The sequence below is a fragment of the Bacillus sp. FSL W8-0629 genome, assembly GCF_038593225.1.
In the GTDB taxonomy this organism is placed as follows: domain Bacteria; phylum Bacillota; class Bacilli; order Bacillales; family Bacillaceae; genus Bacillus; species Bacillus altitudinis.
On sequence record NZ_CP151975.1, the window covers coordinates 533640 to 557036 of the forward strand.

27 protein-coding genes are annotated in these 23397 nt (G+C 42.3%); 25 read left to right on the forward strand and 2 right to left on the reverse strand.

All coding sequences use genetic code 11. The annotated features are described in order from the left end of the window. The first annotated feature begins 79 nt into the window (after positions 1-79). The 7 genes from NSQ17_RS02590 to NSQ17_RS02620 all read left to right on the forward strand — a co-directional run bounded on the left by NSQ17_RS02590 (position 80) and on the right by NSQ17_RS02620 (position 7526). On the forward strand, positions 80-1162 hold the full coding sequence (locus NSQ17_RS02590; protein ID WP_024720483.1) for a D-alanine--D-alanine ligase: 1083 nt from the start codon (positions 80-82) through the stop codon (positions 1160-1162). 81 nt (positions 1163-1243) lie between these two features. After that, positions 1244-2608 carry a UDP-N-acetylmuramoyl-tripeptide--D-alanyl-D-alanine ligase gene (gene murF / locus NSQ17_RS02595; RefSeq protein ID WP_342467818.1) on the forward strand — a complete coding sequence of 455 codons (1365 nt, stop codon included), beginning with the start codon at positions 1244-1246 and terminating at the stop codon, positions 2606-2608. A gap of 26 nt (positions 2609-2634) precedes the next feature. After that, positions 2635-3327, forward strand: coding sequence for an alpha/beta fold hydrolase (locus NSQ17_RS02600; RefSeq protein ID WP_008346929.1), 693 nt, complete (start codon positions 2635-2637; stop codon positions 3325-3327). Positions 3328-3454: 127 nt separating this feature from the next. Beyond that, positions 3455-3793, forward strand: coding sequence for a n-acetylglutamate synthase (locus NSQ17_RS02605; RefSeq protein ID WP_113767287.1), 339 nt, complete (start codon positions 3455-3457; stop codon positions 3791-3793). 166 nt (positions 3794-3959) lie between these two features. Further along, the gene (locus NSQ17_RS02610) at positions 3960-5450 is read left to right on the forward strand and encodes a DEAD/DEAH box helicase (protein WP_041507152.1); all 1491 of its coding nucleotides are present in this window, start codon (positions 3960-3962) and stop codon (positions 5448-5450) included. Positions 5451-5560: 110 nt separating this feature from the next. Next, complete coding sequence (locus NSQ17_RS02615) at positions 5561-6040, forward strand: PH domain-containing protein (RefSeq protein WP_008346922.1); 480 nt, start codon at positions 5561-5563, stop codon at positions 6038-6040. Next, complete coding sequence (locus NSQ17_RS02620; RefSeq protein WP_144668450.1) at positions 6030-7526, forward strand: PH domain-containing protein; 1497 nt, start codon at positions 6030-6032, stop codon at positions 7524-7526. The genes NSQ17_RS02615 and NSQ17_RS02620 overlap by 11 nt, the downstream gene beginning before the upstream one ends. Positions 7527-7582: 56 nt before the next feature. Here NSQ17_RS02620 and NSQ17_RS02625 read toward each other — a convergent pair whose 3' ends face one another. Continuing rightward, complete coding sequence (locus tag NSQ17_RS02625) at positions 7583-8188, reverse strand: rhomboid family intramembrane serine protease (RefSeq protein WP_007496491.1); 606 nt, start codon at positions 8186-8188, stop codon at positions 7583-7585. Between the two features lie 94 nt (positions 8189-8282). Between NSQ17_RS02625 and acpS the strand changes: the two genes are divergently transcribed. The 14 genes from acpS to NSQ17_RS02695 all read left to right on the forward strand — a co-directional run bounded on the left by acpS (position 8283) and on the right by NSQ17_RS02695 (position 19276). Continuing rightward, entirely contained in the window at positions 8283-8648 is a 366-nt protein-coding gene (gene acpS, locus NSQ17_RS02630; protein WP_017366663.1) for a holo-ACP synthase, read from the forward strand. Between the two features lie 160 nt (positions 8649-8808). Next, entirely contained in the window at positions 8809-9825 is a 1017-nt protein-coding gene (locus NSQ17_RS02635; RefSeq protein ID WP_007496489.1) for an outer membrane lipoprotein-sorting protein, read from the forward strand. 135 nt (positions 9826-9960) lie between these two features. Next, positions 9961-11142: an alanine racemase gene (gene alr / locus NSQ17_RS02640; protein ID WP_342467819.1), complete on the forward strand. Its 1182-nt coding sequence runs from the start codon at positions 9961-9963 to the stop codon at positions 11140-11142. A 294-nt stretch (positions 11143-11436) separates the two neighbouring features. Beyond that, positions 11437-11718: a hypothetical protein gene (locus NSQ17_RS02645; RefSeq protein ID WP_003214273.1), complete on the forward strand. Its 282-nt coding sequence runs from the start codon at positions 11437-11439 to the stop codon at positions 11716-11718. Between the two features lie 4 nt (positions 11719-11722). After that, positions 11723-12073, forward strand: coding sequence for a type II toxin-antitoxin system endoribonuclease NdoA (gene ndoA / locus NSQ17_RS02650; protein ID WP_003214169.1), 351 nt, complete (start codon positions 11723-11725; stop codon positions 12071-12073). A 114-nt stretch (positions 12074-12187) separates the two neighbouring features. After that, positions 12188-13018, forward strand: a complete 831-nt coding sequence (locus tag NSQ17_RS02655; RefSeq protein WP_017358395.1) for an RsbT co-antagonist protein RsbRA — start codon at positions 12188-12190, stop codon at positions 13016-13018. 4 nt (positions 13019-13022) lie between these two features. Next, the gene (gene rsbS, locus NSQ17_RS02660; protein ID WP_003214235.1) at positions 13023-13391 is read left to right on the forward strand and encodes an RsbT antagonist protein RsbS; all 369 of its coding nucleotides are present in this window, start codon (positions 13023-13025) and stop codon (positions 13389-13391) included. 2 nt (positions 13392-13393) lie between these two features. Next, on the forward strand, positions 13394-13795 hold the full coding sequence (locus tag NSQ17_RS02665) for an anti-sigma regulatory factor (protein WP_003214085.1): 402 nt from the start codon (positions 13394-13396) through the stop codon (positions 13793-13795). 10 nt (positions 13796-13805) lie between these two features. Next, positions 13806-14813 (forward strand): PP2C family protein-serine/threonine phosphatase, encoded by a 1008-nt coding sequence (locus NSQ17_RS02670; protein WP_017358394.1) that lies wholly within the window; start codon positions 13806-13808, stop codon positions 14811-14813. A gap of 59 nt (positions 14814-14872) precedes the next feature. Next, positions 14873-15202 (forward strand): anti-sigma factor antagonist, encoded by a 330-nt coding sequence (locus tag NSQ17_RS02675; protein ID WP_017358393.1) that lies wholly within the window; start codon positions 14873-14875, stop codon positions 15200-15202. Next, positions 15199-15687 carry an anti-sigma B factor RsbW gene (gene rsbW / locus NSQ17_RS02680; RefSeq protein ID WP_007496471.1) on the forward strand — a complete coding sequence of 163 codons (489 nt, stop codon included), beginning with the start codon at positions 15199-15201 and terminating at the stop codon, positions 15685-15687. Before NSQ17_RS02675 ends, rsbW begins: the two co-directional genes overlap by 4 nt. Then, the gene (gene sigB / locus NSQ17_RS02685; protein ID WP_012009000.1) at positions 15653-16441 is read left to right on the forward strand and encodes an RNA polymerase sigma factor SigB; all 789 of its coding nucleotides are present in this window, start codon (positions 15653-15655) and stop codon (positions 16439-16441) included. Before rsbW ends, sigB begins: the two co-directional genes overlap by 35 nt. After that, the gene (locus NSQ17_RS02690; protein ID WP_017358391.1) at positions 16441-17040 is read left to right on the forward strand and encodes a PP2C family serine/threonine-protein phosphatase; all 600 of its coding nucleotides are present in this window, start codon (positions 16441-16443) and stop codon (positions 17038-17040) included. The genes sigB and NSQ17_RS02690 overlap by 1 nt, the downstream gene beginning before the upstream one ends. A gap of 76 nt (positions 17041-17116) precedes the next feature. Continuing rightward, positions 17117-19276 (forward strand): Tex family protein, encoded by a 2160-nt coding sequence (locus tag NSQ17_RS02695; RefSeq protein ID WP_342467820.1) that lies wholly within the window; start codon positions 17117-17119, stop codon positions 19274-19276. 19 nt (positions 19277-19295) lie between these two features. Here the strand turns inward: NSQ17_RS02695 and cmpA are convergent, their stop codons facing one another. Then, complete coding sequence (gene cmpA / locus NSQ17_RS02700) at positions 19296-19430, reverse strand: cortex morphogenetic protein CmpA (RefSeq protein WP_008346893.1); 135 nt, start codon at positions 19428-19430, stop codon at positions 19296-19298. A gap of 99 nt (positions 19431-19529) precedes the next feature. On the opposite strand from cmpA, the gene NSQ17_RS02705 reads away from it, so the two are divergent. The 4 genes from NSQ17_RS02705 to NSQ17_RS02720 all read left to right on the forward strand — a co-directional run bounded on the left by NSQ17_RS02705 (position 19530) and on the right by NSQ17_RS02720 (position 23379). After that, the gene (locus NSQ17_RS02705) at positions 19530-20003 is read left to right on the forward strand and encodes a SprT family protein (protein WP_216896078.1); all 474 of its coding nucleotides are present in this window, start codon (positions 19530-19532) and stop codon (positions 20001-20003) included. Positions 20004-20195: 192 nt separating this feature from the next. Beyond that, on the forward strand, positions 20196-21173 hold the full coding sequence (locus tag NSQ17_RS02710) for a thiamine pyrophosphate-dependent dehydrogenase E1 component subunit alpha (protein ID WP_342467821.1): 978 nt from the start codon (positions 20196-20198) through the stop codon (positions 21171-21173). Positions 21174-21193: 20 nt separating this feature from the next. Then, complete coding sequence (locus NSQ17_RS02715; protein WP_342467822.1) at positions 21194-22231, forward strand: alpha-ketoacid dehydrogenase subunit beta; 1038 nt, start codon at positions 21194-21196, stop codon at positions 22229-22231. A gap of 17 nt (positions 22232-22248) precedes the next feature. After that, positions 22249-23379: a dihydrolipoamide acetyltransferase family protein gene (locus NSQ17_RS02720; RefSeq protein WP_342467823.1), complete on the forward strand. Its 1131-nt coding sequence runs from the start codon at positions 22249-22251 to the stop codon at positions 23377-23379. The last annotated feature ends 18 nt before the right edge of the window (positions 23380-23397 follow it).

Here is a 23397-nt window from a genome sequence, read left to right on the forward strand (position 1 = left end):
AACAACAAAAATTAATTAGAGCATTTTTGCTTGAAAGTGATAAGATAGTAAAGATGAATTTTAGTGGGGGGAGTATCCATTGAAAATAAGTTTAGGATTGGTTTACGGCGGAAAGTCAGCCGAACATAATGTATCACTGCAAACAGCCCTTGCAGTTACAAAAGCACTTAACACTGAGAAGTTCGATATACATCCAATTTATATTACAGAAGAGGGCGAATGGCTAAGAGGAGAAAAACTCACTGAACCAGTATCAAACGTCAAAATGCTTCAATTTGAACAAAATGCAAAGACGTTTTTACCAACTTCTTTAAATGAAAGCATGTTTCCACAGCCTGCATCAGCTGATGAAAAGATTGATGTCGTCTTTCCATTGCTACATGGGCCAAATGGTGAAGATGGGACCATGCAAGGGTTACTTGAACTATTGAATATCCCGTATGTCGGTAACGGCGTTCTCGCGTCTGCTGCGGGTATGGATAAAGTCATGATGAAAGATGTGTTTGCTCAAGCTGGGCTTGCGCAGGCAAAGCATCTTTCCTTCAATAAAAAGGATTATGAGAAAGCCATATCAGACAGTCTAGAACAGGTAGAAGCAGTTCTCGGGTATCCTTGTTTTGTGAAACCTGCCAACATGGGATCAAGTGTCGGAATTAGTAAATGCCGCAGCAAAGAAGAGCTGCAAACAGCATTTGATTTGGCTTTCCAATATGATCGTCGTGTTGTTGTGGAAGAAGGCGTTGTAGGACGAGAAATTGAAATTGGTGTATTAGGAAATGACGAGCCGAAATGCTCAGTCGTTGGTGAAATTGCACCTAAAACAGATTTTTATGACTACAAAGCAAAATATGAAGATGGCGATACAGATTTGATCATTCCTGCGAGTGTGACAGAGGAAGAGTACAAGACGATTCACGATATGGCGATTAAGGCTTTTAAAGCCATTGATGGATCTGGCCTCGTACGTGCAGATTTTTTCCTAACAGAAGAAGGCGAAGTGCTGATCAATGAAGTGAATACAATGCCAGGATTCACACCTTTTAGTATGTTCCCGCTGCTTTGGAAACATACTGGTGTAGAATATCCTGAGCTGATTGAGAAGCTGGTGTCACTTGCAATTGAACGCCATCAAGAAAAACAAACCATTAAAACCACTTTTTAATGTAAGAAGCAAGCAGACACTATCCTACAGGTAGTGTCTCTTTTCCTTCAAACGTGAAATGAGAAAGAGAGGCGAAAAAACATGATCAAACGTACAGTGAAACAAGTCGCCCAAATGGCTGGTGGCACATTATCGAATGAAGCTTTTGGCGAAGAACAGATACACGGAGTGACAACAGATACACGAAAAGTATCAAAAGGCGCACTATTTATCCCGCTTATTGGGGAACATTTTAACGGTCACACTTTTGCTTCAAAAGCAGTGGAGCTTGGAGCGGCAGCGGTTCTTTGGAATCAAACAGAAGCGAATCCACCGTTCGGTGTACCTGTCATACTTGTAGAGGATACTTTGACAGCACTCCAACAGCTTGCAAAATCATACTTAAAAGAGGAAAACCCTCGAGTTGTCGGTATTACTGGAAGTAATGGCAAAACAACGACGAAAGATATGATCCATTCTGTCCTACAAACGACATACAGAGTCCACAAAACAGATGGCAACTTTAATAATCACATTGGACTTCCACTGACCATCCTTGCGATGCCAGAAGGAACCGAGATTGCTGTACTAGAGATGGGCATGAGTGCAAAAGGGGAAATCGAATTTTTATCTAAACTCGCTGAACCTGATGCAGCTGTCATCACGAATATTGGGGAATCTCATATGCAGGATTTAGGATCAAGAGAAGCCATTGCAGATGCAAAATGTGAGATCACAAAAGGGTTAAAAGAGGATGGGACTTTTTATTATTTAGGAGATGAGCCTTTACTCCGCCAAAGAGCAAATGCCCTGGCACGCAGCGTAAAAACGTTTGGAGAATCAGAGGACTGTGATATCAAGGTGATTCACATCCACCAACTCGCTGAAGGCACTGAATTTCAAGTGGAGGGATATGCTCAAGGGTTTCTCATTCCTGTATTAGGGAAACACAATGTAAAGAATGCTCTTGCAGCTATTGCAATCGGCCAGCATTTCGGTCTGAATGAAAGACAAATTGCCCAAGGGCTGTTGCAAACGAAATTGACAGGCATGCGTTTAGAACTGTTTAAAACAGATAAGGGCATCACGGTTATCAACGATGCGTATAATGCGAGTCCTACGTCGATGAAAGCAGCGATTGATCTTGTAGGAGATATGGATGGCTTTGCTAACCGCATTCTCGTACTCGGAGATATGCTGGAGATGGGCAGTGAAGAAGAGACCTATCATTTTGAAGTAGGGGAGTACATCAAGCCTGAGTTTATTGATCATGTTTTAACGTTTGGCCGTCTTGGCGCATTCATTGCTGAAGGAGCAAAGAAAGCATTTGGAGACGACCGCGTGTCTTCTTATATGGACAAAGAAGAATTGAAGAAAAAACTAGCGGATGTGGCAGGACCTGACGATGTCGTTCTGGTCAAAGCTTCCCGTGGCATGAGATTGGAAGACGTTATTACTGCACTATAAATCAGATCGGCAAAGAAGGTGACAGGGTGATTGGCTGTCTATGTATACACGGTTTTACTGGTGCCCCGTATGAAGTAGAGCCGCTTGCGGAATATTTAAAGCAGACGACAGATTGGACGGTACAATCTGTCACGCTTCCGGGGCATGGGGAGGAACTTCAGCTCAAAGGTATTCTCTATCAGGAGTGGATTGCCACCGCTGAATTAGAACTCTTATCCCTTTACCGAACATGTGACACCATTTATTTGGTCGGCTTTTCTATGGGCGGGATGATTGCCTCGTATTTAGCAGCGAAGTATCCAGTGGCCCGTCTTGTTCTGTTAAGTGCTGCTGCTAAATATGTAAACCCAAAACAAATGATTCAAGACACAAGGCAGATGGTGAAGGAATCCTTGTCTGGTTTGATTGATACGAACCCATTGTATGATCGATATCGTCATAAGCTGACGAGTACACCGCTATCAGCTGCTGTAGAATTTATGAAATTGGTGAAGCAAACGAAAGGTTCTCTTGAAAAGCTTCATCTACCTGTCTTGATCGTTCAAGGTGAAAGTGATGGGATCGTCCCCGCTTCTAGTGCAGAATTCATTTATCATAAAATCCCGTCCCGTCAGAAAGAAATGTTCTATTTACCTGATTGTAAACATCACGTTTGTCATGAGCCTTGTGCACAGCAATTGTTTGAGAAAGTCGAACAATTTCTAAAAAAAACAATTTAATCTATAGAAAAGCTAAAATGTGGCTAAACTAATATAAATTGAATCCCACTTGTTAAAATTTGCATCATTTTTGTCGAATGAGTGACAGGCCTATGTTACAATAGGTAAGAAAAGGTGGTCGATTCGGTTGTTTCAATATGACGGAAAAACCTTTATCCCGCAGTCTAATTCGAGCAATGGGGAAGTATCGGAAGGAACCATATTTCAATATCGTCAGGACGGGAATATTTTAACGGGCACATATCAAGGCGGCAGTATTCAATCTGGCGTGCTTGTAGGAACTGTGAATATAGACGGAGCACTTCATTTTAGATATCATCATGTAAGTAAGGATGGCAGCATGAGAAGCGGTTCATGTCATTCCACTCCTAAGCAGCTGGATAACGGAAAAATTCAACTGTTTGAAAAGTGGAAATGGATGGACGGAGATCAAAGTGAAGGTGAATCGGTCATTGTCGAGCAGTAGATATATCCATTTCTGTCTTGTTGAAAAACAAATAGTGTAATGGTAAGATATAATGTAGGGTAATTCGGGCTTTGTATATAATGGACCTGTCCTTTCATACAAAGGGCAGTTTTTAATGATCATTCACGAGATTACTGAAACAGCAATTAGAAGGAGTTTGAATAATTTGACTATAACGTTTCAAGATTTTCAATTAAGCGAAAGTCTCATGAAAGCTATTAACCGCATGGGATTTGAAGAAGCAACACCGATTCAAGCGGAAACAATTCCTCTCGGTCTTCAGAATAAAGATGTCATTGGACAAGCACAAACAGGAACAGGAAAAACTGCAGCGTTTGGTATTCCTCTTGTAGAAAAAATCGACCCAGCGTCTCCAAATATCCAAGCGATTATCATTGCGCCAACAAGAGAATTAGCGATTCAAGTATCTGAAGAGCTATACAAAATTGGCCAAGACAAGCGTGCGCGCGTACTTCCGATTTACGGTGGACAAGATATCGGTCGCCAAATCCGTTCGCTCAAGAAAAATCCTCATATCATCGTAGGGACTCCAGGACGTTTACTCGATCACATTAACCGTCGTACAATGCGTCTTCAAAATGTTGAAACTGTTGTGCTTGATGAAGCAGACGAAATGCTAAACATGGGTTTCATCGAAGACATTGAATCGATCCTTTCAAATGTACCAAGTGAACACCAAACACTTTTATTCTCTGCGACAATGCCTGCACCAATTAAGCGTATTGCAGAACGTTTCATGACAAACCCAGAACACGTAAAAGTAAAAGCGAAAGAAATGACTGTATCTAACATCCAGCAGTTCTACTTGGATATCCATGAACGTAAAAAGTTTGATACATTGACTCGTCTTCTTGACATTCAATCACCTGAGCTTTCAATTGTCTTCGGCCGTACAAAGCGCCGCGTTGACGAATTGACTGAAGCACTGAACCTTAGAGGTTATACAGCTGAAGGAATTCATGGTGACTTGACTCAAGCGAAACGTATGGTTGCGCTTCGTAAATTCAAAGAAGGTTCAATCGATGTGCTTGTAGCAACAGACGTTGCAGCACGTGGACTTGATATTTCAGGCGTAACACACGTGTATAACTTTGACGTGCCACAAGATCCAGAAAGCTATGTACACCGTATTGGTCGTACTGGACGTGCTGGACGTACAGGTATGGCGATGACATTCATCACACCACGTGAAAAAGATATGCTTCGTGCGATCGAGCAAACGACTAAGCGTAAAATGGATCGTATGAAAGAACCAACACTAGATGAGGCAATCGAAGGACAACAACAAGTAACCATTGATCGTCTGCGCACAATCATCAGTGAAAACAACTTAAACTTCTACATGACAGCAGCTGCTGAATTATTAGAAGATCATGATTCTGTTACAGTGGTTGCGGCTGCCATCAAAATGATGACAAAAGAGCCAGATGCAACGCCTGTTCGTTTGACAGATGAAGCACCAATGGTTTCAAAACGCAATCGTAACAACCGCAGCTCTTCAAAACGTAGAGACGGTGGCGGCGGAGGCGGCTATCGCGGAAAAAGCCGTTCATCTTACGGTGATAAAAAGCGTTCTTCAAATGACCGCAATCGTTCTTCTAACGATCGTCGTCAAAAGAAATCTTATAACAACTAATTCAAAAGCGAATCCTTTGCAGGGTTCGCTTTTTTTAACAGGCCTAATGAAACTTTTTAGGCTTTCTTTCGTAATATATTGATAGAAAAGTAAGAGAATGGGGGAAGAATGTGAGAAAACAGCCGCAACGTCAAATCAGCTTAAATGGATTAAAAGTATGGCGTCTTCAAAATGGAATTATCTCATTGATTTTCTTATTCATCATCATTGGGGTATTTGTAGCTAGTTATTATTTTCAATGGCCATATTGGATTGGAGCCATCCTCATCGGTTTGTGGATTTTACAGGTCATCTTCGGAATCTGGCTCATACCGAAAATCCGCCATCACATCTGGCGCTACGAAGTATTTGAGAACGAAATTGAAATACAGCACGGACTGATTCGTGTCACACGTGTCATTGTGCCAATGGTACGTGTTCAGCATGTGGATACATCCCAAGGGCCGCTTTTAAGGCGCTACCGGTTGGCATCTGTTCAAATTTCTACTGCTGCGACAGTGCATGATATTCCGGCACTGGAATTAGAAGAGGCAGATGAGCTTCGCGATTACATATCTCGATTAGCAAGGGTGACGGAAGATGATGTCTGAACCAAAACGTGTACATCCAATCTCGATGTTCATTGATTTTATATCAGATGCCGTATCCATGATCAAAAACTTCATTATCCCTTTTTTCGTGCTTATTTTTGTGAACTCGAATTCAAGTATTCGTTTTTATGCGTTTATCATTCTTGGTGTGCTTCTTTTATGGAAAGCTGTTTCAACCGTTTTAGCATGGAGACGATTCACCTACCGAATGGAAGACGATGAATTTCGAGTAGAATCAGGTGTCATCACCAAAAAGAAAAAGTATATCTCATTAGAACGAATTCAAACGGTGAATACAAGTGAAGGCATCTTCCAGCGGATTTTCGGTTTGGTTCGGGTGCAAATCGAAACGGCAGGCGGGACGGATGGACCTGAAGTGAGCCTGACGGCCATTACAAAAGCAGAAGCTGAGCAATTAAAGCAATCGATTTTCAACCGGAAGAAAAGCTTGCAACAAGAAGAAATGAATGATGAAAATTTAGATCTCCCTGATCCTCTGACAGCGCAACAGCCTGTAGAAAAAGAAATCAGTGTTTCCTACCGAATGGGTATACCAGAGCTGCTTTTGGCTGCGACCACTTCAAGCGGAATCGGCGTCATTATTTCTGGGTGTCTCGCCATTTACACACAAATAGATGAAATTCTGCCTTTGGACGGATTCTTCAAACGGTTTTCTTTTTTAAGTCATGCGAGTGTTGAGATTTATGCGATTCTCATATTTATTGCCGTATTGATTGCGTGGATTCTTAGTGTTGGGGTAACAGCCCTTCAATATGCGAATTTTAACGCAAAACGAAAAGGGAAAGACATCATCATCACAAGAGGACTCATCGAAAGGCATCAAATGACCATTCCGCTTGCGAGAATTCAAGCAGTGAAAATCAAAGAAAATATTCTGCGTGAACCATTTGGTTTTGCGACGGTCATGCTTGTCAGCGCAGGAGGTTCCATTACAGAAAAAGAGACTTCTTCTGTCTTATTTCCACTCATACGGAAGAAAAAAATCAATGAATTGTTAACGCAATTTACAGATCAATATCAGCTGGCACCAGAAAGTGAATTGAAAAAAGTGCCGAAGCGTTCACTGAAACGTTATCTGATATCTTACGGATTTGTTCCATTACTTGTAGGTATAATCCTTTCTGTACGTTTTCCACCATGGGGATATTTGGCGCTGATTCCATTACCATTTGCCTTGTTTTTTGGGTATTTAGCCTATAAACAATCAGGATATGTGATCAAAGATCAACTGATTCAATTAACGACAAGAGGTATCGGCAAGACCACCGGAATTGTTTTAAGAAAACGAATGCAAAACTATACGATGACCCAATCTTATTTTCAAAAGAAAGGGAGGGTGGCAAGTATTCACACCTTTGTGAAGTCCTCTGCCTTGCTTGATTCCTTTGGTGTGCATCACCTTGAAGAGGAAGACGCTGCACGTGTATGCGATTGGTATTCCTATGAAACGAATCAATCAACTTAAACCAAAAAATGTCGATCAGCTCCCGTTAAACAGAGTGATCGACATTTTTTATGAGCTTAATAGCGTCGTTTTTTTGAATGGAAGAATAGGGTGATCGGTGCTAGGATCATGCCGCCTATCAATCCAAATAAGTGGGCCATGATGTTGATGTTCGAGTTGACGAACGTCATAATGACAGAAACGCCGAGAATCGTTAAGATGACCTGAGAATTACCACGGTCCATCATATGTGGTTTAAATAGGACAAGATAAAGATAGACGCCAAATAAACCAAATATCGCACCAGAAGCCCCGACATGTACGTACTCTAAAGGCTCCACCCAATAGGTTCCGAGATTGCCAATGAATCCAGCACCCAGATAAATCACAAGAAATCGAACCTTTCCAAGCAAATACTCAAGTGCTGGAGCGAATAGGAAGAGCGACATGGAATTGAACAGAATATGTGTCAGACTTCCGTGAAGAAAAATAGGCGTTAAAAGCCGCCACCATTCTCCTGCTGCAACACCATAATTAAAACCAACGAGATGGTCCTGCCCAAGCTGGATCATTGGAATAGGGATTGCAAATAAAAGCCATAGGCCGATTTGCAAAGCAAGGATCGCTGTTACGATTGGATACGATCTAATAAATTGTTGAAAGCTCTCCGTTCGAATAAACATAACAAACCCCTTTTGACTAGATAATGGTAAGTTTATAGTAACACGTTTATGAAGCGAACAACCAAATTAGTACGAGTATCATAGGAGGTACCTCATGATTAAAGGAATCGGTATGGATATTGTAGAGATCGGCCGGCTGTCACGAGTGCTTAGCAGGCAGCCCCGTTTACCAGAAAGAATTTTGACTTTACGTGAACAGGAAGTCTTTCGCACACTAAGTGAAAAGAGACAGCTGGAGTTTCTAGCAGGCCGTTTTGCGGCGAAGGAAGCATTCGCAAAAGCATACGGTACGGGAATTGGTCAGTATGTCAGCTTTCACGACATCGAGATACAAAAAGATGCGAACGGAAAACCTCTCATCAAAAGTGAGAAAACAAAAGAAGACTACGTTCATGTATCCATTACACACACAAAAGAATATGCTGCAGCACAAGTTTTAATTGAAAGGTTGTCAAGCTAGTCTGCATATTGTTTGTCCCCCCTTCATATATTGGGTAGTGCGATAAGGAAGGGCGAGTTGCTAACAGGCTTTGATGGTTCGCGGTACGCAGTTAACTCTTGAGGCGTACTGTTAAAGTCAAACAAGCGGTTTCTTCCTTTTAACACAATTAACGAAGGGGTTGAAAAGGGTGAGAAAAAGCTTTGTTTTGCTTGTAACGGGGATCCTTTTTGTACTGATTCTCTCCGCATGCGGTCAAAAATCTCAACAGGATATCGTTGGAGATTTAAACAAAAAGGCAGAGGAAATGACATCATACAAAGCCAAAGCAAAAATGACCATTGAGACAGGAAATGATCCGCAGGAATACCATGTGGAAATTTGGTACAAGAAGCCGGAGCTTTACCGTGTCTACTTAGAAAATCCGAAGAAGGATCAGAGTCAAGTCATTTTAAGAAATGGCAATGGTGTATTTGTGCTGACACCTTCATTAAACAAAAGCTTCCGCTTCCATAGCGATTGGCCGAACAACAGCAGTCAGGTGTATTTATTTGAATCACTTGTGAAAGACATTAAAAATGACAGTGCAGCTCAGTTCAAAGCAAAAGAGTCGAAGTACGTTTTTGAAACAAAAACCAACTATCAGCACAACCAAATGCTGCCGACCCAAGAGATTACCTTTCATAAAAAAACAATGGCGCCTGCCAGTGTGAAAGTACTGGATAGCGATAAAAAGCCAATGGTGAAAGTAGAATTCTCTCACTTTGAATTCAACAAATCCTTTGACAAAGACGCCTTTGATGAGAAGAAAAATATGACACTTTCTCAAATGGATGTTGCCACAAGTGCAGATCCATCTGACAGCTTTGCGGTGAAAACACCTGTGGATATGCCAGAGGGCGTGAAGAAAATGGAAGAGAAAGAAATGACAACAGATGCCGGGAAGCGTTATGTGATGACGTATGGCGGAAAGAAATCCTTCACACTCATTCAGGAAAAAGCGCGGGTAGCAGAAGCGTCTACGCCTGTGACAATGAATGGCGAGCCAGTCGATCTTGGCATGACAGTGGGTGTTCTGACAGACAAATCTCTTTCTTGGACATCTGATGGAGTTGACTACTTAATTTCTTCAAGTGATCTATCGAAGGAAGAGCTCTTGATGGTTGCAAAGAGTGTAGAAGGCCAGTCAGCTAAATAAATACCTCAGGCGAGAGCCTTAGATATGAAACATCAGCCCTATACATGGGCTGATTTTCTTTGATTTGTTTCACTTTATTCCTGATTTTTAGTATCATATGAGGGGATTGAATCATTCAATAGGGAAGTGTGACGGATGGACACAAACGCCTTTTATAGAGACACATGGGCAGAAATTAATTTATCAGCAATCAAGCATAATGTTTCACATATGAAAGATCATATCGGTCAAAATGTTCAACTAATGGCTGTGGTGAAAGCCAATGCATATGGACATGGAGATATAGAAGTGACAAGAGCTGCTCTCAAAGCAGGAGCAGACGTATTAGCTGTCGCCTTTTTAGATGAGGCTATTTCTTTAAGAAATAAAGGCATCAAAGCACCAATACTGGTACTCGGCGCTGTACCTGCTGAATATGTCAAAGTCGCCGTTCGATTCAATGTCATCATGACTGCATACTCCATCGATTGGCTGAGAGACGTCACCAACATGATGAAAGGGCAGATGGGACAGCCTATACGAATTCATTTGAAAATAGACAGCGGAATGAATCGATTAGGTGTGAAAACGATTGAGCAAGTGAACGAAGTGAAAAAACTTGTCAGCGAGCACTCTTATTTACAGCTGGAAGGCGTATTTACTCACTTTGCGACAGCAGATGAAAAGGATGAGTCCTACTTTGATCGGCAGGTCGACACCTTTCAAACACTGCTTGAGCCGCTTCATACGGACAAGCTGCTCGTTCATTGCGCCAACAGTGCAGCGGGTCTAAGGTTTAAAGACGTCTTGTTTAACATGGTTCGCTTCGGTATCAGTATGTACGGGCTGTCACCGTCAGAAGAAATCAAGGATGAACTGCCTTTCAAGCTCGAAGAAGCTATGTCTCTTCATACAAAACTTGCCCATGTGAAGCACATTCAAAAGGGTGAGAGTGTCAGCTACGGAGCAACGTATACAGCCAATCAAGATACGTGGATCGGCACGGTTCCAGTTGGCTATGCAGATGGATGGATCCGGAAGCTGGCAGGAACGGAAGTACTTGTTGGCGGAAAGCGCCGGAAGATCGCCGGAAGGGTTTGTATGGATCAATTCATGGTTGAACTGAAAGACAAGCTTCCAGTAGGGGAACCGGTCGTTTTAATTGGTAAGCAAGGAGAAAACATGGTACCAGTCGATGAAATCGCTAAAAGACTTGAAACCATTAACTATGAAGTCACGTGCTCGATTGGCCACCGTGTTCCAAGAGTATATATAGAAGACGGCAAAAGAGTGCAAGTGCGGAATCCACTCCTTCAAGGCGGGTCAAGTTTTTTATAAACAACATTCAAAAAGAACGATAGTCAAACTGACTTCGTTCTTTTTTATTCGACAAAAATAGGGTAAACATTCTCCCTTTTTTAGAAATTTTGGAAATACCGTATGATTTTCGGAAAAAAGCGTATAATGGGAAAGAGGAACTCCATTATCATCTTGATTTACGGGTGGCGAGCCGCTTCATGTTCTAATAAGAAATCATGAAAAAACAGCTTTGCTTGTGCATTGAATAATGGTATGATTAGTCTTGGAATGGATCGATACGGTATCCGTAAGTTTTGTGGAGGTGTATGTTTTTTGTCTGAATCCAGCGCAACAAACGAAATGAAGATTCGACTGCCGGAGGCTTTGATGTCTGAGATCGAACGAGTAGCAGAGCAGGATAAGGTAACAAGAAATGAATTGATCTACCGAGCGACAAAAACGTATATTCGTGAACGTAATATTCGACAAAATCGTGAATCGATGAGACGCGGCTACATGGAGATGGCGAAAATTAATCTGAATATCTCTTCAGAAGCACAATACGCAGAGTTTGAGGCTGAGAATACAGTTGAGCGATTAGTCAGCGGGGGTTAAACATTTGATTGTTAAACGCGGTGATGTTTACTTTGCTGATTTATCTCCTGTTGTTGGCTCCGAGCAGGGCGGGGTTCGCCCAGTATTGGTGATTCAAAATGACATTGGAAATCGCTTCAGCCCGACTGCTATCGTTGCAGCCATAACAGCCCAAATACAAAAAGCGAAATTACCGACTCACGTCGAAATTAATGCAAAGCGCTACGGCTTTGAACGAGATTCTGTCATTCTTTTGGAACAGATTCGTACGATCGATAAACAAAGATTGACAGATAAAATCACACATCTTGATGATGAGATGATGGAGAAGGTTGATGAAGCCTTACAAGTTAGTTTGGCTCTTATTGATTTTTAATATGGTGATACTTGGTTGCTCTATTGGGAGCAACTTTTTTTGTGTTCAATTTTTTTTAACGTTATAATGAAGAAAGACTAAAGAAGAGCTTTAAATGTAAGTAGGGGGTAAAACATGTCGAATCATATCGTGTTAGCTTTTGCAAGAAAGCACCAAAAGGAATTAGAAACAGAGTGGACGGACATTTTAAAACGACTCGGAGAAAAAGAAACGGACATGATGCTGAACGACAAAATGTATGAAACCATCTGTTCGGAATATGTTCAACTTATCATTACATCTCTTTCAGAGGGGGATCATGAGGATTTTGAAGAAAAAGTGCAAAATTTTGCTTTGAAAATCGTTCAAATGGGTATATCACTTAAGTTACTGGCAAACGGTCTAACGGAAATCCGTACACATTTATATGAAAAAATGAACGATGACAAAGATACAACACAAGAAAGTCATGACCTCATCTGGCAAATCGATCGATTCATCACACCCATCCATAATGAGATCTTAAACCAGTATTCCATCTCATGGGAAAAAACCGTCAGCCTTCAAAAAATTGCGCTGCAGGAACTTTCTGCCCCGCTAATCCCTGTGTTTGAGCACATCACCGTCATGCCACTTGTTGGCACAATTGATACAGATCGTGCGAAAAAAATTATGGAGAACCTGCTTAATGGTGTCGTCAAACATCGCTCACAGGTCGTCCTGATTGATATCACGGGTGTACCTGTCGTAGACACAATGGTGGCACACCATATTATTCAAGCGTCAGAGGCTGTGAGATTAGTAGGAGCGAAGTGTTTACTTGTCGGTATTCGCCCAGAAATAGCCCAAACGATCGTTAACCTTGGAATTGATTTATCTCAGGTTACAACAAAGAATACCCTTCAAAAAGGAATTCAAACTGCTTTGGAAATGACAAATCGAAAAATTGTTTCATTGGAGGGATAACCAATTGAGAAATCACCCGAAGATTCCAATCTTAAAATTATATAATTGTCTTCTGATTTCAATACAGTGGGAGCTTGATGATCAAACGGCTCTTCACTTTCAAGAAGACTTACTGAATAAAATTCATGAAACAGGAGCAAACGGTGTGGTCATTGACTTAACATCCGTCGATATGATTGATTCATTTATCGCAAAGGTATTAGGCGATGTGATCACCATGTCCAAGCTCATGGGGGCAAAAGTTGTATTAACAGGAATACAGCCGGCAGTCGCTGTGACGCTTATTGAACTTGGCATTTCACTGGAAGAAATTCAGACAGCACTAGATCTTGAACAAGGGCTTGAGACACTGAAGCGGGAATTGGGGGAATAGATATGAAAGACCAATCCTGTGTAAAAATATTGACGGAATGGGACATAGTTGCAGCAAGACAATTGGGGCGGAATGTTGCAAAAGAACTTGGTTTTGGAACAGTTGACCAAGCAAGAATTACGACGGCCATTTCAGAATTAGCTCGTAACATCTATTTATACGCTGGTAAAGGTCAGATTTGTATAGAAGAAGTGATGGAGCGCGGAAAGCGTGGACTCAAAGTCATCGCAGCCGATGAGGGGCCTGGCATCATGGATATACGTAAAGTAATGGAAGACGGATTTTCTACATCAGGCGGACTCGGAGCAGGCTTGCCGGGCGTCAGAAGACTGATGGATGAATTTAAATTAGATTCCGCACCAGAACAAGGAACTGAGATACAAGCTGTCAAGTGGCTTCGCTAGGAGGGAAACCATGGATTTTAAGGAGGTAATGGAGCAGCGTTATCATCAGCTGCTCAGTCGTTATATCAGTGATTTAACTGAAACATCGCTTTATCAAGCTCAAAAATTTAGCCGTAAAACCATTGAGCATCAAATACCTCCTGAAGAAATAGTGAGTGTTCACCGAAAAGTGATTCAGGAGCTTTACCCTGATTTGCCGGAAGATGTCTTTCATTCACTAGACTTCTTAATTGAAGTCATGATTGGATACGGACTTGCCTACCAGGAGCATTTAACACTAAGAGGCATCCAGCAAGAAATTAAGTCGGAAATTGAAATTGCTGCAAATGTTCAGCAAACCCTTCTGGAAACGAAAATTCCAGAAGGAGACACATTTGATATCGGAGCCATCAGTGTGCCGGCAAAACAGATGAGCGGGGATTATTACCATTTCGTAACAGATCACGATACAATCAATATCGCGATTGCAGACGTCATTGGGAAAGGCATTCCAGCTGCGCTCTGTATGTCGATGATTAAGTATGCGATGGACTCCTTGCCAGAGTCAGGAAGCGGCCCAACGAAAGTGCTCAAAACCCTTAATCGTGTGGTCGAGCAAAACGTAGACCCAAGCATGTTTATCACCATGTTTTATGGCAGCTATAATAAAGAAACACATGAATTTAAGTACGCATCGGCTGGACATGAGCCGGGCTTTTTCTATTGCAAAAAAGAGAATCAATTTTACGATTTAGATGCGAAGGGTCTTGTGCTTGGAATTGCACCAGATTTTGATTATAAGCAGTATGAGAAGCATTTGGACGTAGGGGATATGGTGATCTTATTCTCTGATGGTGTCACAGAATCCAAATCGGAGGATGGCTTCCTAGAGCGTGAGGATATCAAAGCCCTGATATCTGAGAACCTATCCTATTCAGCTCAGGAAATGGTGGATTCCATCTATGACAGCTTACTCAAGCTGCAAGAATTTCAGCTGCATGATGATTTTACGTTACTTGTCCTCAAAAGGAAGGTTTAGAAAGTGCATAGACGGGTATATAAAATTCAAGGAAACAAGAATTTCGAGGTGAATGCATAATGAATATGTCTGTAAAAGAGCATCAAATAGATCAAAAAACAAAAATTAGTGTTAGTGGAGAAATCGATGTATACTCTGCTCCTCAGCTAAGAGAAACACTCATGCCTAAAGCCGAGGCGGGCGAGCATCTAGAGATCTGTTTGAAGGATGTTACGTATATGGATAGTACAGGATTAGGTGTATTTGTTGGGTTGTTTAAAGCAGCTCAAAAAGCAGGTGGAACACTAAAGCTTGAGAACTTGTCAGAGCGGCTTGTAAGGTTGTTTGAAATTACTGGATTAAAGGACATCATTGACATTTCTGCAAAGTCAGAGGGTGGGGTACAATGAACGAATCAGTAGATCTAATCGAGATGAAAATACCGGCGAAACCAGAATACGTAGGCATCATTCGTCTGACTCTTTCAGGCGTTGCAAGCCGGATGGGCTATGCCTACGAAGAGATTGAGGACTTGAAAATTGCCGTCAGTGAGGCATGTACAAATGCAGTTCAGCATGCCTATAAAGGTGCAGATGGCGAAGATGGAGAGGTAGCGGTTCGCTTTCTTGTCTATGAAGATCGTCTAGAAATCATTGTCGCTGATAAAGGCGGTAGCTTTGACTTTAAGCAAAAGCAGGAAGACCTAGGGCCGTACACATCTGCTCATACGGTGGATCAATTGGCAGAAGGAGGTCTTGGTTTATACTTAATGCAAACATTGATGGATGAAGTCGAGGTGCAAGCAAACTCCGGAGTTACCGTGGCGATGACAAAGTTTTTAAACAGGGAGCGAGTTGACCATGACACAACCATCCAAAACTATGAAACTAACTAAAGATGAAGTGGATCGCCTCATTCAAAGCTATCAATCCAACCAAGACGAGCAGGCGCAGCTAACACTAGTTGAGTGTTATACAAATCTTGTGGATATGCTCGCAAAGAAATACTCCAAAGGAAAAAGCTTTCATGAGGATTTAAGACAAGTTGGAATGATTGGTCTACTTGGCGCAATTAAGCGTTATGATCCACTTGTCGGTAAATCATTTGAGGCATTTGCCATTCCAACCATTATCGGGGAAATCAAACGCTTTTTACGTGATAAAACATGGAGTGTCCATGTACCAAGACGAATTAAAGAGCTTGGACCAAGAATCAAGATGGCAGTTGATCACCTGACAACGGAAACGCAAAAGTCACCTAAAGTACAAGAAATCGCAGAATATCTAGATGTAACAGAAGAAGAAGTTCTTGAAACAATGGAGATGGGCAAAAGCTATCAAGCGCTGTCTGTTGACCAAGGCGTAGAGGCAGATTCTGAAGGAAGCACTGTGACGATTTTAGACGTCGTCGGCTCACAAGAAGAAGGGTACGAACGTGTAAACCAAAAAATGATGCTTGAAAGTGTGCTTCACGTTCTGACAGATAGAGAAAAAGAAATTATCAATCTTACGTATTTGCAAAATAAAAGCCAGAAAGAAACAGGCGATTTACTCGGCATATCTCAAATGCATGTATCAAGGCTGCAGCGGAAGGCAGTTAAAAAGCTACGAGATGCATTGTCAGAAGATGCGTCTATGGAGCTAGGGTAATGAAGCAGATCGAACAGCATGAGCATGTAAACGCCATTATCTATCAATCGAACAAAGAAGGAAAATCATGCTGCGGGGACAGTTTTTTTATTAAAGCAGATGATGAAGAACTAATTTGTGCTGTAGCAGACGGATTAGGCAGCGGCCAGTTCGCCAATGAATCATCTTCTTTAGTCAGCGAAATTGTCGAAGAATATGGACATGAGGATGTGACAACCCTCATCGATAGATGCAATCAGGCCATGAAAAATAAACGCGGAGCCACTGTGGCCATATTGAAGGTAAATTTTTCCCAGCAGCAGTTTACCTATTGTTCGGTTGGCAATATTCGATTTATCTTGAATGCACCTTCTGGCGACTATATTTATCCACTTCCGACATCAGGATATCTATCAGGTAAACCTAGAAAATACAAAACATACACCTATTCCTACGAAAAAGGTTCGACATTCATTATGTATTCAGACGGGCTGAATGTGCCAAACATGCGAATGTGTTTAAAGCATAGCCATTCAGTTGCAGACATCGCAAAAGAACTTGAAACATACACACAAGACAAGAAAGACGATCTCACCTATGTACTTGGTCAGCTTACATGAAATAGCTGACCTTTTTTCTGTTTTGCCGGTTTTTTTGATACACTAAAAGAGAAGACACAGTGAGAGGATGCAAAGTATGAAGACATCTGACTTTTTATTGAAACAAATTGCGACAGAATTAAAGCTTTTAACAAAACAAATTGGAAGTGTGATCCAGCTATTAGAGGATGGCAACACCGTCCCGTTTATTGCACGCTACCGGAAAGAGCAGACAGGCTCACTAGACGAGGTGCAAATTCAAACCATTTCCGAACGCTATACATATATCCAAAATGTGACGAATCGAAAAGAAGAAGTGATTCGCTTAATCGCTGAACAAGACAAATTAACAGATGAATTAAAACAGAAGATCGAACAGGCGCATAAGCTGCAAGAGGTCGAAGATTTATATCGACCATTTAAACAAAAACGAAAAACGAAGGCCAATGTAGCCAAAGCAAAAGGACTTGAGCCGCTTGCGGAGTATTTACTGCAGCTGCCAAACGATGATATCAAAAAGAAAGCATCGGCTTTTATCAATGAAGAAAAAGAAGTCACAACCGCAGAAGAAGCACTGGAGGGCGCCCAGCACATCATTGCTGAACAGCTTGCGGATGATCCTGATATGCGGAAATGGATTCGCAGTGAGACGTACCAAAAGGGAAGTCTTGTCACATCAGGAAAAGACGTTGAAAACGACGAGAAAAACGTCTATGAAATGTATTACGACTATCAAGAGCCGATTAAAAAAATTGTGCCTCATCGTGTACTCGCAGTCAACCGAGGCGAGAAAGAAGGGATTTTGAAAGCAGCCATCGAACCACCTGCTGAAAATATTCGTTTCTACCTCGATAAACAAGTCTTAAAAGGCAAGCAAACGACGGCGAGGCCTTACATTGAAGCGGCCATTGATGATGCATACAAGCGCTTGATTCAGCCTTCAATTGAACGGGAAATACGAAAAGAGCTGACAGAAAAAGCAGAGGAACAAGCCATTCATATTTTCGCTGAAAACTTAAGAAAGCTCCTACTTCAACCGCCGATGAAAGGGAAACGTGTACTTGGGGTGGACCCTGCGTTTCGTACAGGCTGTAAATTAGCCGTCGTGGATGATACAGGAAAAGTCCATCATATTGGCGTCATTTATCCGCACCCGCCTGTGCAGAAAAAAGCGGAAGCCAAACAAAAAGTGAAAGAAATCATTCAATCATCCAACATTGAAGTCATTGCGATCGGAAACGGAACAGCCTCAAGAGAGACCGAACAATTCATCGCAGACTTGATCCAAGAGCTGGACCAGCCGGTTTCATATTTGATCGTGAATGAAGCAGGGGCAAGTGTATACTCTGCATCTGCACTGGCAAGAGAAGAGTTTCCAGACTTGCAAGTCGAAGAACGAAGCGCTATATCCATTGCTCGAAGATTACAAGATCCATTAGCAGAGCTCGTAAAAATAGATCCAAAATCTGTCGGTGTAGGACAATACCAGCACGATGTGAGTCAAAAGCAATTAAACAGCTCGTTAACCTTTGTGGTAGAGACGGTTGTTAACCAAGTCGGTGTGAACGTTAATACAGCTTCACAGGCACTGCTGCAATATGTGTCAGGTCTTTCAAAAGCCGTCGCAGGGAACATCGTCAAGCGCCGTGAAGAGATTGGGAGATTCACAAGCAGAAAAGAGCTGAAGGATATCCCAAGGCTTGGTGCAAAGACATATGAGCAGTGTATCGGCTTCCTGCGCATCACAGATGGACAAGATCCACTTGACCGCACAGGTATTCACCCTGAAAGCTATAAAGAAACAAAACAGTTTTTACGCATGATTAAGATGACGCCAGACGATCTTGGTACAGAGCAGTTAAAAGAGAAAATCGCAGAGGTCAAGCTAGACGAAGCCGCACAGCAGCTTGACATTGGTCCAATTACACTCCAGGATATCATCGATCAGCTGACAAGACCTGAGCGTGATCCGCGCGATGAAGTACCAAAACCTCTTTTGAAAACAGATGTGTTGAAATTGGAGGACTTGAAGCAAGGAATGGAGCTACAAGGAACGGTGAGAAACGTCGTAGACTTCGGCGCATTCGTTGATATTGGCGTAAAACAGGATGGACTTGTCCACATTTCCAAGCTAAGCAATCGCTTTGTGAAACATCCGCTCGACGTTGTATCAGTCGGTGATATTGTGACCGTATGGGTAGACTCCGTTGACCAGGCAAAAGGTCGGGTGGCTCTTTCGATGCTAAAACCAGATTAAACAAAAAACGAGGCGCACCTTAGGATGGGGTGTGCCTTGATGTGACTGAATGTTTTTTTCTATAGAAGTACCAGCATTGATTAAGCAATTTGATTTGATAATGATTTTTCTCATAAAATGCTTTCTGCATCTGATTTTTCAGCCAGTTGGGCATCGCCCATTCCTCCTTTGATCAAAACAGTGGGTGTACCTTCAATGTATGCAAAGAGGAAATTGTCCCGTTCGAGGTTTTTATAGAAAGGAACGATCTTGATTGAACGAGAGAGAGTTACAGCAGTTAACAGAAGACATTTCAGAGCAGTTCTTTGGTAAGACGTTTCGCCATCAGGCTGTTTTCAATCCCCGTTTAAAAACGACAGGCGGGAGATATTTACTTGGAACACACAATATCGAATTGAACCGCCGATACCTAGAAGAACATGGACGAGAAGAATTAATCGGGATCATCAAGCATGAACTGTGTCATTATCATCTGCATCTTGAGGGAAAAGGCTATCAGCATCGGGACCGTTCCTTTAAAGAGTTATTAAAACAAGTAGGAGCCCCGCGTTTTTGTACAGCGCTAAAGACCGTACAAAATAAACGACGTGGACAGAAGCGACAAGAATATGTTTGCACAGGATGCGATCAGTATTTTATCAGGAAAAGGCGAATTGATACCTCTCGTTATGTGTGCGGCGTCTGCAAAGGAAAATTAAAATGGCAGCGTACAATCGGTTCAGAGTGATATGCATTCCTTTATGGGATGCTTTTTTTGTGAGATGAAGTAGACATATTGAGACAAATAGAGACGCGAGTCTCATTTTGTCTCTTTTTTGATCGATGGGAATCGCTCAAATCCTAAGCTTTCAAGCGCCATGATGTTGGCACGCTTTTTGCTTGTATAGAAGTGCAAGCAAAAAAGATAGGAGGTTTTATCATGGAAATGGCACTTACAAAAGAAAAAGCCGTTTGGATGTATCAAAAAATGCAGGAGATTCGCCAATTTGAAGATCAAGTACACATGCTTTTTACAAAAGGGATCTTGCCAGGTTTTGTCCATCTTTATGCTGGTGAAGAAGCTGTTGCTGTAGGAGTCTGCGCTCACCTGAATGAACAAGACAGTATTACAAGTACACACCGTGGCCACGGTCATTGTATCGCCAAGGGCTGTGATCTAAAAGGAATGATGGCAGAAATCTATGGAAAAGCCACAGGTCTTTGTAAAGGTAAAGGTGGATCTATGCACATTGCAGATTTTGATAAAGGAATGCTCGGTGCCAACGGGATTGTTGGAGGCGGCTTTCCACTTGCGTGCGGGGCAGCCCTCACGGCTAAATATAAAAAGAAAGATAATGTAAGCGTTTGCTTTTTTGGGGATGGTGCTAACAATCAAGGGACTTTTCACGAAGGAATCAATCTCGCTGCCATCTGGAAACTGCCAGTCATTTTCATCGCAGAAAACAATGGTTATGGGGAAGCGACGCCATTTTCGTATGCTTCAAGCTGCAAATCGATTGTGGATCGAGCCGGCAGTTATGGTATTCCGGGTATTCAAGTGGATGGAAAAGATGTGACAGCCGTTTATCAAGCAGCAGAACAAGCGATAGAACGAGCAAAAAATGGAGAAGGTCCGACATTGATTGAATGCATGACATATCGGAATTATGGTCATTTTGAAGGAGACGCTCAGCGCTACAAAACCAATCAAGAAAAAACCGAACATCAAGAAGAGAAAGATGCCATCACTCTTTTTAAAAATGAATTATTAAAGCAGCAGCTGCTAACGGATCAAGAAATATCAAGTATTGAAGCGTCTGTAGCAGAAGCGATAGATGAAGCCGTGAGATTCAGTGAAGAAAGTGAATATCCAGATCAATCCGAATTATTGACCGACGTATATGTTTCGTATCAATAAATCAGAAAGGGGAGAGGGAAATGACAAGAGAAATCAGCATGTCTAGTGCTTTGAATGAAGCGATTAAACTGGTAATGAGAAGAGACGAAGATGTCATTTTAATGGGGGAAGATGTTGCGGGAGGTGCTCATGTAGATCACTTACAGGATGATGAAGCATGGGGCGGTGTTCTTGGTGTAACAAAAGGGATTGTTCAGGAATTTGGGCGTGAACGTGTCCTTGATACACCGATTAGTGAAGCTGGCTATATAGGTGCGGCCATGGCTGCTGCTTCAACAGGGCTAAGACCAATTGCAGAGCTTATGTTTAATGATTTTATAGGTACTTGTCTCGACCAAGTGCTGAACCAAGGCGCAAAATTTCGATACATGTTTGGCGGAAAAGCAGAGGTGCCTATCACGATTAGAACGACACATGGGGCGGGTTTTAGAGCAGCTGCCCAGCATTCACAAAGTTTGTATGCGCTATTTACAAGCATCCCTGGTTTGAAAGTAGTTGTGCCTTCTTCACCATATGATGCCAAAGGGCTGCTGCTGGCAGCCATCGAGGATCAGGACCCTGTCATCTTTTTTGAAGACAAGACGCTTTACAATATCACAGGAGATGTGCCGGAGAGGTATTACACATTGCCGCTTGGTCAAGCAGATGTGAAGAGAGAGGGATCTGATGTAACCATCTTTGCCGTGGGCAAACAAGTGTATACAGCACTCGAAGCGGCAGAGCAATTGTCTGCTCAAGGTATTGAAGCGGAAGTAATTGATCCAAGAAGCTTGTCGCCGCTCGATGAGGAGGCCATTCTGACTTCAGTAGAAAAAACTAATCGACTTGTCATTGTCGATGAAGCAAATCCAAGGTGCGGAATTGCCGCAGATATCTCTTCTTTGATTGCAGATAAAGGATTTGATTTACTGGACGCACCAATCAAAAAAGTGACGGCTCCTCATACACCGGTGCCATTTTCACCGCCTCTTGAAGATATATATTTGCCAACACCCGATAAAGTTGTGAACACCGTATTAGAGATGATTGGCAAGAGTCATGACAAGATCTTGAACTAAAGAAAGGAGAGAGGGAGATGGCTGTCGAAGTTGTGATGCCTAAATTGGGCATGTCGATGAAAGAAGGAATTGTATCTGTCTGGAATAAAGAGGTCGGTGAGACCGTAAATAAAGGAGAAAGCATTGCAAGCATCAACTCCGAAAAAATTGAAATGGAGATCGAATCACCTGCTGAAGGAACCATATTGGATATAAAAGTACCTGAGGGAGAAGGTGTACCGCCTGGCACGGTCATCTGCTATATCGGTGAAAGAAATGAACAGGTGGGGGAAAAGAAAGATAGAGACATCCAGTCAAAACCAAAGAAAGAGAGAAAGAAAATCTCCCCTGTTGCCCGTAAAATGGCGAATAGCGCAAATCTAGACATTGATACGCTGGTGGGGACAGGACCAGGTGGAAGAATTACGAAAGAGGATGTGCTTCGTGCACTTCCTGAACGGAAAGAGAAGAAACAAAACGAGACAGTGCAACAGCCTATTAACATGATGCGGAAAACAATTGCCTCAAGAATGATGGAAAGCCTGCAAACAAGTGCACAATTAACCATTACGATGAAAGCGGACGTGACAAAACTGAAAAACCTACAACAACAGCTGAATGAAACAGCCATCGCACGTTACGAGACAAGGTTGACCATCACCGATTTTGTAGCCAAAGCAGTGATCCTATCGTTGTTAGAACATCCTGCGATGAACAGTCAATATCATAACGGAGTTGTCGAAACCTTTGAGAATGTTCATCTTGGGATTGCTGCTGCGTTAGATAACGGATTGGCTGTACCGGTCATTCGGGATGCGGAGCGGTTAACGCTGATAGAGCTGGCGAAGGGCATTAAATTGTATGGTAAAAAAGCACGTGAAGGAAAGCTTCTACATGACGAAATCAAAGGTTCTACCTTTACCATCACCAATCTTGGAGCGTATGGTGTAGAGCATTTCACACCAATTTTGAATCCGCCGGAAGCGGGGATCCTTGGTGTCGGAACAATGTATGACACCCCTGTTTATCGAGAGGATGAGTTGTGCAAAGGGACCATCCTACCACTCAGTCTTACGTTTGATCACCGCGTGCTGGACGGGGCGCCTGCCTCTGCATTTTTATCAACGGTCAAAGCACACTTAGAAGAACCAATATCCATTCTTTTATAGGAAGAAGGTGAATGTACC